The sequence below is a fragment of the Cupriavidus sp. 2TAF22 genome (genome assembly GCF_052115045.1).
In the GTDB taxonomy this organism is placed as follows: domain Bacteria; phylum Pseudomonadota; class Gammaproteobacteria; order Burkholderiales; family Burkholderiaceae; genus Cupriavidus.
In genome coordinates, this window is the sequence record NZ_JBFRFX010000019.1 from 41,921 (window position 1) to 58,186 (window position 16,266).

General features: G+C 67.1%; 11 protein-coding genes. 10 read left to right on the top strand and 1 reads right to left on the bottom strand.

All coding sequences use genetic code 11. The features are described from left to right. From AB4Z48_RS22485 to AB4Z48_RS22525, 9 genes are all read left to right on the top strand, one after another. Positions 1–687, top strand: coding sequence for a type 4a pilus biogenesis protein PilO (locus tag AB4Z48_RS22485; RefSeq protein WP_441618001.1), 687 nt, complete (start codon positions 1–3; stop codon positions 685–687). Next, positions 687–1,217 (top strand): pilus assembly protein PilP, encoded by a 531-nt coding sequence (locus AB4Z48_RS22490; RefSeq protein WP_441618168.1) that lies wholly within the window; start codon positions 687–689, stop codon positions 1,215–1,217. Before AB4Z48_RS22485 ends, AB4Z48_RS22490 begins: the two co-directional genes overlap by 1 nt. Continuing rightward, entirely contained in the window at positions 1,214–3,397 is a 2,184-nt protein-coding gene (pilQ, locus tag AB4Z48_RS22495) for a type IV pilus secretin PilQ (protein WP_441618002.1), read from the top strand. The genes AB4Z48_RS22490 and pilQ overlap by 4 nt, the downstream gene beginning before the upstream one ends. Positions 3,398–3,664: 267 nt before the next feature. Further along, a complete protein-coding gene (locus AB4Z48_RS22500; RefSeq protein ID WP_441618170.1) occupies positions 3,665–4,276 on the top strand; it encodes a shikimate kinase in 612 nt (203 codons plus the stop codon). Then, positions 4,263–5,369, top strand: coding sequence for a 3-dehydroquinate synthase (aroB, locus tag AB4Z48_RS22505; RefSeq protein ID WP_441618003.1), 1,107 nt, complete (start codon positions 4,263–4,265; stop codon positions 5,367–5,369). Before AB4Z48_RS22500 ends, aroB begins: the two co-directional genes overlap by 14 nt. A 50-nt stretch (positions 5,370–5,419) precedes the next feature. Continuing rightward, positions 5,420–6,577 carry a deoxyguanosinetriphosphate triphosphohydrolase gene (locus AB4Z48_RS22510; protein WP_441618005.1) on the top strand — a complete coding sequence of 386 codons (1,158 nt, stop codon included), beginning with the start codon at positions 5,420–5,422 and terminating at the stop codon, positions 6,575–6,577. 148 nt (positions 6,578–6,725) lie between these two features. Beyond that, complete coding sequence (locus AB4Z48_RS22515; RefSeq protein ID WP_441618007.1) at positions 6,726–7,448, top strand: transposase; 723 nt, start codon at positions 6,726–6,728, stop codon at positions 7,446–7,448. Between the two features lie 370 nt (positions 7,449–7,818). Continuing rightward, positions 7,819–12,594 (top strand): glutamate synthase-related protein, encoded by a 4,776-nt coding sequence (locus tag AB4Z48_RS22520; protein WP_441618009.1) that lies wholly within the window; start codon positions 7,819–7,821, stop codon positions 12,592–12,594. Positions 12,595–12,729: 135 nt separating this feature from the next. Beyond that, a complete protein-coding gene (locus AB4Z48_RS22525) occupies positions 12,730–14,193 on the top strand; it encodes a glutamate synthase subunit beta (protein ID WP_441618011.1) in 1,464 nt (487 codons plus the stop codon). 94 nt (positions 14,194–14,287) lie between these two features. Here AB4Z48_RS22525 and AB4Z48_RS22530 read toward each other — a convergent pair whose 3' ends face one another. Further along, entirely contained in the window at positions 14,288–14,815 is a 528-nt protein-coding gene (locus tag AB4Z48_RS22530) for a GNAT family N-acetyltransferase (RefSeq protein ID WP_441618013.1), read from the bottom strand. Positions 14,816–15,174: 359 nt separating this feature from the next. On the opposite strand from AB4Z48_RS22530, the gene AB4Z48_RS22535 reads away from it, so the two are divergent. Then, positions 15,175–16,212 (top strand): Bug family tripartite tricarboxylate transporter substrate binding protein, encoded by a 1,038-nt coding sequence (locus AB4Z48_RS22535; protein ID WP_441618015.1) that lies wholly within the window; start codon positions 15,175–15,177, stop codon positions 16,210–16,212. Positions 16,213–16,266: the final 54 nt, after the last annotated feature.

The following is a 16,266-nucleotide window of genomic DNA, read 5'->3' on the forward strand; positions in this document are numbered from 1 at the left end:
ATGGCACTCAATTCCGAAATCTCGCTGGCCACGCTGAACGACCTCACCGCGCAGTTCCGCGGCCTCAATCTCAACGAGCCCGAAACCTGGCCGGCCGCGCCGCGTGTGCTGTTCGCGGTCCTGGCGGCGGTGCTGGTGCTGGTGCTGGGCTGGCAGTTCTACCTGAGCGGCAAGCTCGACGAGCTCGATCGCAAGCACGCCGAGCAGGAAAGCCTGAAAGCGTCCTACCAGAGCAAGGTGGGGCAGGTCGCCAACCTGGATGCGCTGCGCAAGCAGAAGGCGGAAGTGGAGCAGCGCGTAGCGCTGGTCGAGCGCCAGCTGCCGAACAAGACCGAGATGGACGCGCTGCTGGCGGACGTCAACCATGCCGGCGTGGCGCGCGGCCTGCAGTTCGAGCTGTTCAAGCCGCAGGCTGCCGTGATGAAGCCCTATTTCGCCGAGATCCCGGTCAACCTGAAGGTCACCGGCCGCTATCACGACGTGGCGCAGTTCAACGCCGACGTGGCCGCGCTGTCTCGCATCGTGTCGATGCAGGGGCTGCAGTTCACCACGGGCAAGGACGGCGGGCTGGCGATGGAGGCCGTTGCCATGGCCTACCGCGCGCTCGATGCCGACGAACAGGCGGCGCAGCGCAAGGCGGAAGCGACCGCGGCAGCGGCCAAGAATGCCGCGGGAGCCAAGAAATGATGCCAGCGATCCAGGCTTCATGCGTGCGCGCCTGCGCCTGTGCGCTGCTGGGTGCCGCGCTGCTGGCGGCGTGCGGGGCCAGCGACGAGGACGGCCTGCGCCAGTGGATGGCACAGGCGCGCGCCGCCAAGGCGCCGCCGCCCGCGCCGCTGCCCGAGCCCAAGCCCTATGTGCCGCGCGATTACGCCGGCCGCAGCGCGCCCGAGCCGTTTGCCCAGAACAAGATCGGCGACCTCAACCGGGTCTTGTCCGAATCGCCGGAGTCCGGCCGGCGGCGAGAGCCGCTGGAGGACTACCCGCTGGAAAACTTCAAGATGCTGGGCGCCATGAAGAAGAGTGGCGACACATATGGCGTCGTGCAGGTAGACAACAAGATCCACCACGTCAAGGTGGGGCAGTATCTCGGCCAGAACTACGGCCGGGTGGTCCGCATCAACGATCAGGAGATCGTGTTGCGCGAATTGGTCCGGGAAGGGGTAGCCGAGTGGAAAGAGAAAATCACCAGCCTGAAGCTGGAGGGGTCGGCATGATCATGGGTCGCTGGTACCGGGCGCTTGCGGGCGCCGCGGTGATGATGCTTGCCTTGGCCGCGCCGGCAGCGATGGCGCAATCGACGACAGGCAACGCGGTCAAGCGCGTGGACGCCACCGCGTTGGGCGAGCAGACCGTCTTCACGGTCGAGATGGCGGGGCCGCTCGCGCAGAAGCCGGCGGATTTCACCACGCAGAACCCGCCCAAGCTTGCCATCGACTTCCTCGATACCGGCTTTGCGCCGGGCCGCGCGCAGTACGACTTCGGCGGCAAGCTGCTCAAGAGCGCCAACGTGGTGCAGATCGGCGACCGCACGCGCGTGGTCCTCGATCTCGCGCGCGTGGCCAGCTACCGCACCGAAGTCCGCGGCAACCAGTTCGTGGTGCTGCTCGACAACGTGGCGCAGAGCTCGCGCCCGGCGGCGCCGACCTTCGCGCCGAGCTCGGCGCAGGCGTCGCAGATGGCCGCCAACCGGCCCACCGTGCGCAATATCGATTTCCGCCGTGGCCCGGACGGCGCGGGCCGCATCGTGGTGGACCTGTCCTCGCGCGATTCCGGCATCAATATCGCGCAGCAGGGCCAGAACGTGGTGGTCGACTTCCTCAACACCGGCATGCCCGACGGCCTGCGCCGGCGCTACGATGTCAGCGATTTCGGCACGCCGGTGCAGGGCATGCGCGCCGGCGACAACAGCGGCAACACGCGCCTGACGATCGAGCCGCGCGGCAACTGGGAATACAGCTCCTACCAGACCGATACGCAGTTCGTGGTCGAGGTACGCCCGGTCAAGGAGGATCCGGCCAAGCTGATCAGCGGCGCGGGCTTCCGCGGCGAACGGCTCTCGCTGAACTTCCAGAACATCGATATCCGCTCGCTGCTGCAGGTGTTCGCCGACTTCACCAACCTCAACATCATCACCAGCGAAAGCGTGCAGGGCAACCTGACGCTGCGCCTGAAGGATGTGCCCTGGGACCAGGCGCTGCAGATCGTGCTGGACGCCAAGGGCCTGGCCTCGCGCCGCAACGGCAATGTGCTGTGGGTGGCACCCAAGGCCGAGCTGGCCACCAAGGAAAAGCTCGAGCTCGAGTCGCAGCAGCAGATCAATGATCTCGAACCGATTCGCAGCCAGGTGTTCCAGCTCAACTACCAGCGCGCGGAGGATGTGCGCCGCATGCTGCTCGGACTGGCCGCTGCTGGCGGTGTGGGTGCCGGTGCAGGTGCCGGAGCCATGTCCAGCATTACCCCGCTTGGTGGCGTGGGTGGCTTGACGACCGGCACGACGCGCATGCTGTCCAAGCGCGGTTCGCTGACGGCCGATCCCCGCACCAACCAGCTGTTCGTGTCGGATATCGCCATCAAGCTCGAAGAAGTGCAGAACTTCCTTGGCAAGATCGACATCCCGGTGCGCCAGGTCATCATCGAGGCGCGCATCGTCGAGGCCAACGACACCTTCAGCCGCAACCTGGGGGTCCGTCTCGGATTTGCGTCCAAGACGAGTGGTTCGGCCGTGGGTAACTCGATTACCAACGTGCTGAGCCCCGTCACGAACCCGATCTCGCAGGCCGGCACCTGGGACAACTCCCCGGCGCTGAGCCTGCCGGCGGCGGCGATCAATGGCGTGAATCCCAGCTCGGTGGCGGTGAGCCTGTTCAGCAACACCGCCGGCCGCTTCCTTGCGCTCGAGCTCTCGGCGCTGGAGGCGGACGGACGGGGCAAGATCATCTCCAGCCCGCGCGTGGTCACCGCCAACAATATCAAGGCGCTGATCGAGCAGGGCACCGAGCTGCCCTACCAGGCGGCCACCTCCAGCGGCGCCACCTCCGTGCAGTTCCGCAAGGCCAACCTGAAGCTGGAAGTGACGCCGCAGATCACGCCCGAAGGCAATGTGCTGCTGGACGTGGACGTCAACAAGGACAGCGTGGGCATCCAGACCACTGCGGGCTTCGCCATCGACACCAAGCACGTGCAGACGCAGGTGCTGGTGGAGAACGGCGGCACGGTGGTGATCGGCGGCATCTACAGCCAGACCGAGACCACCAACGTCAACAAGGTGCCCTTCCTGGGCGACATCCCGATCCTGGGCAATCTGTTCAAGGACAGCGCCAAGGTCAACAACCGCACCGAGCTGCTGGTGTTCCTGACGCCGCGCGTGCTCAACGAGAGCGTCTCGCTGAAATAGGCCCGAACTACGCCGGATACGCCGGATGCAGTAGACTGGCAGGCCGCATCGCTCGCGATGCGGCCTTTTTATTGCCCGGGCTGGCGGGCGCGGGAGCGGGGCAGGTCGAGGGGTGGGCCGCCGCAAGCGCGTTTCCTGCCACTTGCCCGGAATGCTCCGACATAAGAAGATGACGCTGTTTTCCACTGCGGTGGCCGGCCAGAGACCCGGCTTCCGCCCGATACGCCAGTGACAGTCACCCGCCCGAACCTTTTCTTTGTTGGCCTGATGGGTGCCGGCAAGACCACCGTCGGCCGAACCGTGGCCCGGCGCCTGAACTATCCCTTCTTCGATTCGGACCACGAACTCGAGGCGCGTTGCGGCGTGCGGATTCCGATCATCTTCGAGCATGAGGGCGAAGCCGGCTTCCGCGACCGCGAGGCACACATGATCGACGAGCTGAGCCAGCGCAGCGGCATCGTGCTGGCCACCGGCGGCGGCGCGGTGCTGCGCCCGGAGAACCGCGCCCACCTGAAGGCGCGCGGCACCGTGGTCTACCTGCGCGCCAGTCCGCACGACCTGTGGCTGCGCACGCGCCACGACCGCAACCGCCCGCTGCTGCAGACCGCGGACCCCAAGGGCAGGCTCGAAGCGCTCTATGGGGAGCGCGACCCGCTTTACCGCGAGGTGGCGGATTTCATCATCGAAACCGGCAAGCCCTCGGTGGCCCAGCTTGCTAATATGGTGTTGATGCAACTTGAAATGGCCGGTTTCAGCGTGTCCGCGGAAGAGCCCGAGGAGCCCGGGGAGCCGGGCGAACCCGGCGAACCCGGACGGGACGACGGCACGGACGCCGACACACTACCGGTGCAGGACCAGGATCACGATGATCACCCTTGAAGTCGACCTGGGGGAGCGCAGCTACCCCATCCATATCGGTACCGGCCTGCTCGACCAGGCCGAGTTGCTGCGTCCCCACGTGCGTGGGCAGCATGCCGTCATCGTCACCAACGAGACCGTCGGTCCGCTCTACGCGGCGCGGGTCGAGGCCACGCTGGCCGCGCTCGGCAAGACCGTGCGCACGGTGACCCTGCCTGACGGCGAGGCCTTCAAGCACTGGGAAACGCTCAACCTGATCTTCGACGCGCTGCTGACCGCGGGCGCCGACCGCAAGACCACGCTGGTCGCCCTCGGCGGCGGGGTGGTGGGCGACATGACCGGGTTTGCCGCTGCCTGTTATATGCGCGGCGTGCCCTTCGTGCAGATGCCGACCACCTTGCTGGCGCAGGTGGATTCCTCCGTGGGCGGCAAGACCGGCATCAACCACCCGCTGGGCAAGAACATGATCGGCGCCTTTCACCAGCCCAACGCGGTGATTGCCGATATCGACACCTTGCGCACGCTGCCGGAGCGCGAACTGGCCGCCGGCCTGGCCGAGGTGATCAAGCACGGCGCCATCGCGGATGCGGAGTATTTCGGCTGGATCGAGCGCAATATCCGCGCGCTCAATGCCTGCGACCCGGACACGATGGCATTGGCCGTGCAGCGCTCGTGCGAGATCAAGGCCGCCGTGGTGGCCCAGGACGAGCGCGAGGGCGGCCTGCGCGCCATCCTCAATTTCGGCCACACCTTCGGCCATGCCATCGAGGCGGGCATGGGCTACGGCGAGTGGCTGCACGGCGAAGCCGTGGGCTGCGGCATGGTGATGGCGGCAGACCTGTCGCACCGGCTCGGCTTCATCGATATCGAGACGCGTGCGCGCCTGGTGCAGCTCACGCGTGCGGCCATGCTGCCGGTGGTGGCCCCGGAGCTCGGCACGGACCGCTACATCGAACTGATGAAAGTGGACAAGAAGGCGGAAGCCGGCAGCGTCAAGTTCATCCTGCTCAGGAAGCTGGGCGAAGCCTTCATCACCACCGTTCCGGATTCCGACCTGCGCGCCACGCTGCAGCACGCGGTGCTCAGGCCTCCTACCGAGGCGCCGGTCGCCTGACGCGATCGGTTGTGCCTCGCAACCCCGGCCGGCGCGCACGCTCTGGCCGGATGCCGACCGGATGCCGCATGACCGACCTCGAAAGCCATCTCGCCCCTTACGCTGCCCGCTCCGCCCAGTCGCGCGGACGCGTGCACGCCGAACCGCCGTCGTCCTCGCGCAGCGAATTCCAGCGCGACCGCGACCGGGTCATTCACAGCACGGCCTTTCGCCGGCTGGAGTACAAGACCCAGGTATTCGTCAATCACGAGGGTGATCTGTTCCGCACCCGGCTCACGCATAGCCTCGAAGTGGCGCAGATTGCCCGCTCGATCGCCCGCAACCTGCGGCTCAACGAGGATCTGGTCGAGGCCATTTCGCTGGCCCACGACCTCGGCCACACGCCCTTCGGCCACGCCGGGCAGGATGCGCTGAACACTTGCATGAAGAATCACGGCGGCTTCGAGCACAACCTGCAGAGCCTGCTGGTGGTGGACGAGCTGGAAGAGCGCTATGGCGGCTTCGACGGTCTCAACCTGACCTTCGAGACGCGCGAAGGTGTGCTCAAGCATTGCTCGCGCGTCAATGCGTCGGCGCTGGGCGAGCTGGGCCGGCGCTTCATGGAGGGCACGCAGCCGTCGCTGGAAGCCCAGCTGGCCAACCTGGCCGACGAGATCGCCTACAACAACCACGATATCGACGACGGCCTGCGCTCCGGCCTGCTCACGCTCGAACAGATGGACGAGGTGCCGATGTGGGCCCGCCACCGCGCCGAGGCGATGGCCGCGTTCCCCGGCATCAATGGCCGGCGCGCCATCAACGAGACCGTCCGGCGCATGATCAATACCCTGATCGTCGACCTGATCGAGACCACCAGCCACAATATCGCCGCGGCCAACCCGCGCAATATCGACGCGGTGCGCGCTGCCGGCCCGCTGGTCGCCTTCAGCGCCGCGGTACGCGAGGAGGCCGCGACACTCAAGCGTTTCCTGTTCCGCCATCTGTACCGGCACTACCTGGTGATGCGCATGTCGGCCAAGGCGCAGCGCATCATCACCGACCTGTTCGACGTGTTCATGGCGGATGCGCGCCTGCTGCCGCCGCAATACCAGGCCGGGCAAGGCCGCGACCAGTCTCGCCTGATATCGCATTACATCGCCGGCATGACCGACCGCTACGCGATCCGCGAGCATCGCCGCATCTTCGCGGTCCACGAGGGCGCCGGCTGAGCCAGCCTGGCCAGGGCGCGCCGTCGGGGCGGCAGCCCCACCAATGAAATGGGGACGGATCAAGCTGCGTCTGGGCTATCATCGGGTTTTTGCGCCCCCCCCGGCGACTGGTCCGGCAGGGCGTCCGCTTCGAATCCCGCCCCCGATCATGGCCCGACTCCCTCGTTTTTCGCCCGCAGGCCTGCCGGCCCTCGTGTTGCAACGCGGCAACAACCGCCAGCCGGTTTTTCTCTGTCCCGACGATTACCTGCACTACCTGGATTGCCTGCGCATGGCGGCGCGCGAACACGATCTCGCCATCCATGCCTATGCCCTGCGGCCCAACCACGTGCACCTGGTGGCCACCCCGCGTCATGCCGACTCGCTGAGCCTGACCATGCAGGCGGTCGGGCGCCGCTATGCCCGCTATTTCAACCGCGCCGCCGGCCGCACCGGCACCCTCTGGGATGGCCGCTTCCGCTCGGCGGTGTTCGATCCCGCCGCCTGGATGCTGCAGGCGATGCTGTACGTGGAAGGCAATGCGGTACGCGCGGGCGACGTGGTCGCGCCGGATGGCGATCGCTGGAGCAGCTACCGCCATCACGCCGGCATCGAGGCCAGTCCTTTGGTAAGCGATCACTCCGCATACTGGGCTCTCGGCAATACACCGTTCGAGCGCCAGTCGAACTATCGCACGGTGGCAGCCGAGGGCTTGTCTTCGATGACGCTGGCGACGCTGCGCAGCCACGCCCACAGCGGCTGGCCGCTTGGTGACGCGGCTTTCCTGGCACAACTGGAGCGCCAGGGCAGCCGGCGCGTGCAACCGCTGCCGAAGGGCCGGCCCGCCGGTCGTGGCGCCGGGGGTGGGGAGGCCGAACCCGGGTCTGCGTAAGCGCGGACACCCGCTGCGCAGGGCAAGGGGCGATCGCCTCACAAAACGCCTTGCGGTGCACCAAAAAATAACCTGTCCCCAAATAATCACCATCCCCGTTGTGGTGCGGGATTAATTATGATCTGACCCCGTTTATTTTTTTTGCGGGACTGGGACGATTCTTTTATAGTTGCTCCACCCACATTCATTGTGCGGCGCGTCACGCTTGCGTACGCCGCTGCGGCCCCGCTTGTCCTCTCGTCATCCCGCTCCCGGTTCCGGCCGGCCCAGGTGGCAGAGTGCGGTCCCCGTTCCGGCCTGCCTTGCTGGCTGCGCAGCCCTCACCGGAATCAAGCCAGTGGACCAATCGCAATCCCAACCGAAGCAAACGATGGCGCAGGCCGCAGAGTCTGCCGTCGCCGCGCACGCGCCCACCTCGCTTCCGCAAGCCCAGGGCATGTACGACCCCGCCAATGAAAAAGACGCATGCGGCGTCGGCATGGTCGCCCATATCAAGGGCAAGAAGAGCCACGAGATTGTCCAGCAAGGCCTGAAGATCCTGGAAAACCTGGACCACCGCGGCGCGGTCGGCGCCGATGCGCTGATGGGCGACGGTGCCGGCATCCTGATCCAGGTCCCCGACCAGTTCTACCGCGAAGAGATGGCCAAGCAGGGCGTGACCCTGCCGCCGTCGGGCGAGTACGGCGTGGGCATGATCTTCCTGCCGAAGGAACACGCTTCGCGCCTGGCCTGCGAGCAGGAGCTCGAGCGCACCGTGCGCCTGGAAGGCCAGGTCGTGCTCGGCTGGCGCGATGTGCCGGTGGATTGCAATATGCCGATGTCGCCGACCGTGCGCACCACGGAACCGGTGATCCGCCAGATCTTCATCGGGCGCGGCCGCGACATCATGACCACGGACGCGCTGGAACGTAAGCTCTACGTGATCCGCAAGACCGCCAGCCACGCCATCCAGGCGCTCAAGCTCAAGCACGGCAAGGAATACTTCGTGCCGTCGATGTCGGCGCGCACGGTGGTGTACAAGGGCCTGCTGCTGGCCAACCAGGTCGGCGAGTACTACCTCGACCTGCAGGACCCGCGCGCCGTCTCGGCCCTGGCCCTGGTGCACCAGCGCTTCTCCACCAACACCTTCCCGGCCTGGGAACTGGCCCACCCCTACCGCATGGTCGCCCACAACGGCGAAATCAACACGGTCAAGGGCAACGTCAACTGGGTCAACGCGCGAACCGGCGCGATCTCGTCGCCGGTGCTGGGCGACGACCTGCCCAAGCTGTGGCCGCTGATCTATCCCGGCCAGTCGGACACCGCTTCGTTCGACAACTGCCTCGAACTGCTGACGATGGCGGGCTACCCGCTCGTCCACGCGATGATGATGATGATCCCGGAAGCCTGGGAACAGCACACGCTGATGGACGACAACCGCCGCGCGTTCTACGAATACCACGCCGCCATGATGGAGCCGTGGGACGGCCCCGCCGCGATCTGCTTCACCGACGGCCGCCAGATCGGCGCCACGCTGGACCGCAACGGCCTGCGCCCGGCACGTTTCTACGTGACCGAGGACGACGTCGTGGTGCTGGCTTCGGAAGCCGGCGTGCTGCCGTTCCCCGAGTCGCGCATCGTGCAGAAATGGCGCCTGCAGCCGGGCAAGATGTTCCTGATCGACATGGAGCAGGGCCGCATCATCGACGACAAGGAGCTCAAGGACAACCTGGCCAACGCCAAGCCCTACAAGAGCTGGATCGACGCCGTGCGCATCAAGCTCGACGAGCTCGACGCCAAGCCCGAGGACGTGGCCGCCGAGAAGAAGCCCGACGCGCGCCTGCTGGACCGCCAGCAAGCCTTCGGCTACACGCAGGAAGACGTCAAGTTCCTGATGGCGCCGATGGCGCTGTCCGGCGAGGAAGCCACCGGCTCGATGGGCAACGACAGCCCGCTGGCCGTGCTCTCGTCCAAGAACAAGACGCTGTACCACTACTTCAAGCAGCTGTTCGCCCAGGTCACCAACCCGCCGATCGACCCGATCCGCGAGAACATGGTGATGTCGCTGGTGTCGTTCATCGGCCCGAAGCCGAACCTGCTCGAACTCAACAACATCAACCCGCCGATGCGCCTCGAAGTGTCCCAGCCCGTGCTGGACTTCAAGGACATCGCCAAGATCCGCAACATCGAGCACTACACCGGCGGCAAGTTCCGTACGTATGAACTGAACATCTGCTATCCGCAGGCATGGGGCAAGGAAGGCATCGAAGCCCGCCTGGCCTCGCTGTGCGCGGAAGCCGTGGATGCCGTGCGTTCGGGCTACAACATCCTGATCGTGTCGGACCGCCGCGTCGATGCGGAGCACGTGGCCATCCCCGCGCTGCTGGCGACCTCGGCCATCCACCACCACCTGGTGGAGAAGGGCCTGCGCACCTCGGCCGGCCTGGTGGTGGAAACCGGCACCGCGCGCGAAGTGCATCACTTCGCCCTGCTGGCCGGCTACGGCGCCGAAGCCGTGCACCCGTACCTGGCGATGGAGACGCTGGCCGACATGGCGCAAGGCCTGTCCGGCGACCTCTCGCCCGAGAAGGCGGTCAAGAACTTCGTCAAGGCGATCGGCAAGGGCCTGCAGAAGGTGATGTCCAAGATGGGCATCTCCACCTACATGTCGTACACCGGCGCGCAGATCTTCGAAGCCATCGGCCTGTCGCGCGAACTCGTGCAGAAGTACTTCCACGGCACCGCGTCGAACGTCGAAGGCATCGGCATCTTCGAAGTGGCCGAGGAAGCGCTGCGCCTGCACCAGGACGCCTTCGGCGACAACCCGGTGCTGGACACCATGCTCGAGACCGGCGGCGAGTACGCCTACCGCATCCGCGGCGAAGAGCATATGTGGACCCCGGATTCGGTGGCCAAGCTGCAGCACGCGGTGCGTGCCGACGACGGCCGCGGCGCGTACCAGACGTACAAGGAATACGCCAACATCATCAACGACCAGAGCCGTCGCCACATGACGCTGCGCGGCCTGTTCGAGTTCAAGGTCGATCCGACCCGCGCGATTCCGCTCGAGGAAGTGGAACCCGCCAAGGAAATCGTCAAGCGCTTCGCCACCGGCGCCATGTCGCTGGGCTCGATCTCCACCGAAGCCCACGCCACGCTGGCCGTCGCGATGAACCGCATCGGCGGCAAGTCCAACACCGGCGAAGGCGGCGAGGACGAGAAGCGCTACCGCAACGAACTGCGCGGCATCCCCATCAAGCAGGGCGATACGATGCAGTCGCTGCTGGGACCGGAAGCCGTGGTGCGCGACCTGGAACTGCAGGCGGGCGATTCGCTGCGCTCGAAGATCAAGCAGGTCGCCTCGGGCCGTTTCGGCGTGACCGCCGAATACCTGGCTTCGGCCGACCAGATCCAGATCAAGATGGCGCAGGGCGCCAAGCCCGGCGAAGGCGGCCAGCTGCCTGGCCACAAGGTCTCGGACTACATCGGCAAGCTGCGTTACTCGGTGCCGGGCGTCGGCCTGATCTCGCCGCCGCCGCACCATGACATCTACTCGATCGAGGATCTGGCACAGCTGATCCACGACCTGAAGAACGTCAACCCGGCGTCCGACATCTCGGTCAAGCTCGTGTCCGAAGTGGGCGTGGGCACCGTCGCTGCCGGCGTGGCCAAGGCCAAGGCCGACCACGTGGTGATCGCCGGTCATGACGGCGGCACCGGCGCCTCGCCGCTGTCGTCGATCAAGCATGCCGGCACGCCGTGGGAACTCGGCCTGGCCGAAACCCAGCAGACCCTGATGCTCAATGGCCTGCGCAACCGCATCCGCGTGCAGGCCGACGGCCAGATGAAGACCGGCCGCGACGTGGTGATCGGCGCGCTGCTGGGCGCCGACGAGTTCGGCTTCGCCACCGCGCCGCTGGTGGCCGAAGGCTGCATCATGATGCGCAAGTGCCACCTGAACACCTGCCCGGTGGGCGTGGCCACGCAGGATCCGGCGCTGCGCAAGAAATTCCAGGGCAAGCCCGAGCACGTGGTGAACTTCTTCTTCTTCATCGCCGAAGAAGCCCGCGAGATCATGGCGCAACTGGGCATCCGCACCTTCGACGAGCTGATCGGCCGCGCCGACCTGCTCGACACCAAGCCCGGCATCGAACACTGGAAGGCACGCGGCCTCGACTTCGCCCGCGTGTTCTACCAGGCGCCGTTCCCCGCCGAGCTGCCGCGCTTCCACACCGACAGCCAGGACCACGGCCTGTCGCTCGAGGCCGGCAAGGCGCTGGACCACGTGCTGATCGCCAAGGCGCGCCCGGCCATCGACAAGGGTGAGCGCGTGTCGTTCATCCAGCCGGTGAAGAACGTCAACCGTACCGTCGGCGCGATGCTGTCGGGCGTGGTGGCCAAGCAGTACGGCCATGAAGGCCTGCCCGACGACACCATCCACATCCAGCTGCAAGGCACCGCCGGCCAGTCCTTCGGCGCCTTCCTCGCGCACGGCGTGACGCTGGACCTGGTGGGCGACGGCAACGACTACGTGGGCAAGGGCCTGTCGGGCGGCCGCGTGATCGTGCGCGCTCCGCACGAGTTCCGCGGCGACCCCACCCGCAACATCATCGTGGGCAATACGGTGCTGTACGGCGCCATCGCCGGCGAAGCGTTCTTCAACGGCGTGGCCGGCGAGCGCTTCGCGGTGCGCAACTCGGGTGCCGCCGCCGTGGTGGAAGGCACCGGCGACCATGGCTGCGAATACATGACCGGCGGCACCGTGGTGGTACTGGGCGGCACCGGGCGCAACTTCGCGGCCGGCATGTCGGGCGGCGTGGCCTACGTCTACGACGAGGACGGCCTGTTCGACAAGCGCTGCAACACCTCGATGGTCGCGCTCGAAGCCGTGCTGGCCTCCGCGGACCAGGAGAAGGGCCAGTCGCCCGCTTCCTGGCACAAGGTCGGCGGCAAGCGCCAGCTCGACGAGGCCATCCTCAAGGGCCTGATCGAGCAGCACTTCCGCTTCACCGGCTCGGAACGCGCCAAGGAACTGCTGGCCGACTGGACCACGACGCGCCGCAAGTTCGTGAAGGTCTTCCCGACCGAGTACAAGCGCGCCCTGGGCGAGATGTACGCGAAGGAACAGGAAGCCCGCGACAGCGACCGCGAAGCCATCGCGGCCTGAGCTAGACAGGCGGGGCCCGCGGGCCCGACCAAGCATGGGCGGCGGCGCTCTCTGCGCCGCCGGCTCACAAGATACTGACCTCACAGCGGGGCCGGCGCATGCGCCGGTGCCGCGCAGCAAGACCAAGGACGCAACATGGGTAAGGCGACTGGCTTTCTCGAATTTCCGCGCCAGAACGAAGGTTACGAGCCCGTAACCAAGCGCGTGAAGCACTACAAGGAATTCGTCTTCGCGCTGTCCGACAGCGAAGCGAAGATCCAGGGCGCGCGCTGCATGGACTGCGGCATCCCGTTCTGCAATAACGGCTGCCCGGTCAACAACATCATTCCTGACTTCAACGACCTGGTGTACCGCCAGGACTGGAAGTCGGCGATCGAAGTGCTGCACCAGACCAACAACTTCCCCGAGTTCACCGGCCGCATCTGCCCGGCACCGTGCGAAGCGGCCTGCACGCTGGGCATCAACGAACTGCCGGTCGGCATCAAGTCGATCGAGCACGCGATCATCGACAAGGCCTGGGAAGAAGGCTGGGTCGCGCCGCAGGCGCCCAGGCACAAGACCGGCAAGACCGTGGCCGTGGTCGGCTCCGGCCCCGCCGGCATGGCTGCCGCCCAGCAACTGGCGCGCGCCGGCCACGACGTGACCGTGTTCGAGAAGAACGACCGCATCGGCGGCCTGCTGCGCTACGGCATCCCCGACTTCAAGATGGAGAAGACGCTGATCGACCGCCGCATCGAGCAGATGCAGGCCGAAGGCGTGACCTTCCGCGCCGGCGTGATGGTGACCGACGGCGAACTGCCGGCCGGCATCCTGAACTACGCGCGTGAAACCATTTCGGCGCAGGCGCTGCAGGACCAGTTCGACGCTGTCGTGCTGGCCGGCGGCTCGGAAGTGCCGCGCGACCTGCCGGTGCCGGGCCGCGACCTGGACGGCATCCACTACGCGCTCGAATTCCTGATCCCGCAGAACAAGGAAGTCGCCGGTGACGCGCCCAACCCGATGCGCGCCGACGGCAAGCACGTGATCGTGATCGGCGGCGGCGATACGGGTTCGGACTGCGTCGGCACCTCGAACCGCCACGGCGCCGAATCGATCATCCAGTTCGAGCTGCTGCCGCAGCCGCCGGAAGAAGAGAACAAGCCGCTGGTGTGGCCGTACTGGCCGATCAAGCTGCGCACCTCGTCGTCGCACGACGAAGGGTGCGAGCGTGACTGGTCGGTGGCGACCAAGGAATTCGTCGGCGAGAATGGCAAGATCACCGCGCTGAAGGCCTGCCGCGTCGAGTGGAAGGACGGCAAGATGCAGGAAGTGCCCGGCAGCGAGTTCATCCTCAAGGCCGACCTCGTCCTGCTGGCGATGGGCTTCACCAACCCGGTGGGTTCGCTGCTCTCCGCCTTCGGCGTGGACACCGACGCACGCAAGAACGCCCGCGCTTCGACCGAAGGCGAGCGCGCCTACCACACCAACGTGGCGAAGGTGTTCGCCGCCGGCGACGTGCGCCGTGGCCAGTCGCTGGTGGTGTGGGCCATCCGCGAAGGCCGCCAGGCTGCGCGCTCGGTGGATGCGTTCCTGATGGGACACTCCGAACTGCCGCGCTGAGTCCGCGAAGGCTCTGACGCGCCGGCTGGCAGCCGGCAACAACCCGCCCCGCGCAAGCCGGGCGGGTTTTTTATGTGCTGGGCCGGCCCGGCGGTCAGCGGGGCGGCAGCGTGCAGCCCATCAATACCGCGTCGTCGCCATAGGCGGCCAGTTTGGCGGACAGCGCGGCGCTCGCCGGTGCCAGTTGCCGGTAGCCGAGTCGCGCCCACCAGGCAGCGGCCGATTGCACGGCCACCAGCCGCGAAGAGCGCAGTCCGGCATCGAGCGCCGCAGCGCGTGCCGCCTGGTAGAGCCGCTGCGCCAGGCCGTGTCCCTGGCCCGCCGGCGCCACCGCCATGTCGTGCACGAACCAGGTCAGTCCGCCGTCTTCCCAGTGCCTTGCCAGCATGCCGTCCAGCGGCGGCAGGCTGTCCTGCGGCCACGCATGCGTCAACAGGTAGGCGGCCGGCGCTTCCTGCCGGTCCGCTGACGCCGCCACCCAGCACGTGGCCGGCGACAGTGCCAGCCGGCTGGCCAGTGCCGCGCGGGATTCGTGCAACGCGCCGCGATAGCACAGCGCCTGGATTTCCAGCACCGCGGGCAGGTCGGCGGCCCTCATCGGCCGCAGGATCATTTCGTTCATGGCGGGCGATTATAGACGGCGTCCCTGCCCGGATTCCCGCTGACGGCGCGGGTCCGCGGGACGCGCACAGGGTTGTCCCGGCTATGGTTAACGTGGTCTGTGCGGCCCAGGGCATTGTTCGTAGAATGAACCGAACAATTAGAACAAAGACTGCCTCGCTCATCCCCTTTTCAGCCGACCCATATGTCACCGGCAACGCCCGTGGCTCGGAGGAATTGATGTCCGAAGTGCGCATTTTTCCGCGGCTTTGGCGAGGTAAGGCGAAGTTGCTTCACCCCGCCGCATGGCCGGCCTGTCTGCAGCACCTCCGGCACAGCTTGCGCGCCGGGGCCGCTGTGCCCTCTTTGCCGGCGCGGCGCGTGCCGGCCCTGCAGCGCTTCGCCGCGCGCGTCCTGGCGCTTTGCCTGGGCGGGCTGTTGTCCGGCGCCGCCGGCCTCTGCCTGGCGCGGCCGGCAGTCCCGCCGCCGTCCGCCACGCCCGCTGCCTTCACCCGACCGATCTCCTTTCCCGTGCGCCCGGTGCGCCTGGTCGTGCCGTTCCCGGCGGGCGGCGTGCCGGACGCCGTGGCGCGCATGCTGGCCGAGCGGCTGTCGGTGCGCCTGGGCGTGCCGGTCGATGTCGACAACCGGCCCGGCGCTGGCGGCACCACGGCCGGCGACCTGGTCGCCAAGGCCAGTTCCGATGGCCATACATTGTTGTTCCACCAGGCCACCATGCTGATCCAGCCGGGCCTGGAGCCGGTGCCCTACGATGTGGTGCGCGATTTCACCCCGGTCGCGCGGGTGGCCACCATGCCGTTGTTCCTGGTGATCGACGCGCGCCTGCCGATGCGCACGGCGCAGCAGTGGCTGAGCGCGGTCAAGGCCAGCCCCGCGTCCTATAGCTACGGCTCCGGGCAGGCCGGCAGCCCTTCCCACCTGTACGCGGAATACGCCGTGCACGGCGTGCCGAACGGCGTGCCGCTGGTGACGGCCAAGGGGGAGGGCGCGGTGGTGCAGGAAATGCTGGCTGGCCGCGTCAGTGCCTGTTTCTGCTCTTTTGCCGCCGTGCAAGCCCATATCCGGAATGGCAACCTGCGCCTGCTGGGCGTGACGGGCATGGCGCGCTCGCAACTGGCGCCGGCCGTGCCCACGTTGCAGGAGTCCGGCCTCGATGGCTATGGCGCCGGGGCCTGGTTCGGCGTGATGGCGCCGGCCAAGACGCCGCACGCCATCGTCGCGCGACTCGCCGACGAACTGGACGCCGTGATGGCCGAGCGCGAGGTCCGGGACCGCCTGCTGGCGGCGGGGCTGACCCCGTTGCGGGATTCGCCGGAAGCGTTTGCCACCGCCATCCGTTCGGAGTCGATCCAGTGGCAGGTGATCCTGCGGCAGGCGGGCGGACCGACGGAGCCCTAGATCGTCCCGTCGAAAGTGTCTCGAACATTGCTTTAACCGCAAAAAGTGATGAAA

Excerpts from the sequence above, each read along its gene's own strand:
- AB4Z48_RS22485 (WP_441618001.1), top strand. The coding sequence starts at position 1 with ATGGCACTCAATTCCGAAATCTCGCTGGCCACGCTGAACGACCTCACC.
- AB4Z48_RS22490 (WP_441618168.1), top strand. The coding sequence starts at position 687 with ATGCCAGCGATCCAGGCTTCATGCGTGCGCGCCTGCGCCTGTGCGCTG.
- pilQ (WP_441618002.1), top strand. The coding sequence starts at position 1,214 with ATGATCATGGGTCGCTGGTACCGGGCGCTTGCGGGCGCCGCGGTGATG.
- AB4Z48_RS22500 (WP_441618170.1), top strand. The coding sequence starts at position 3,665 with ATGGGTGCCGGCAAGACCACCGTCGGCCGAACCGTGGCCCGGCGCCTG.
- aroB (WP_441618003.1), top strand. The coding sequence starts at position 4,263 with ATGATCACCCTTGAAGTCGACCTGGGGGAGCGCAGCTACCCCATCCAT.
- AB4Z48_RS22510 (WP_441618005.1), top strand. The coding sequence starts at position 5,420 with ATGCCGACCGGATGCCGCATGACCGACCTCGAAAGCCATCTCGCCCCT.
- AB4Z48_RS22515 (WP_441618007.1), top strand. The coding sequence starts at position 6,726 with ATGGCCCGACTCCCTCGTTTTTCGCCCGCAGGCCTGCCGGCCCTCGTG.
- AB4Z48_RS22520 (WP_441618009.1), top strand. The coding sequence starts at position 7,819 with ATGGCGCAGGCCGCAGAGTCTGCCGTCGCCGCGCACGCGCCCACCTCG.
- AB4Z48_RS22525 (WP_441618011.1), top strand. The coding sequence starts at position 12,730 with ATGGGTAAGGCGACTGGCTTTCTCGAATTTCCGCGCCAGAACGAAGGT.
- AB4Z48_RS22530 (WP_441618013.1), bottom strand. The coding sequence starts at position 14,815 with ATGAACGAAATGATCCTGCGGCCGATGAGGGCCGCCGACCTGCCCGCG.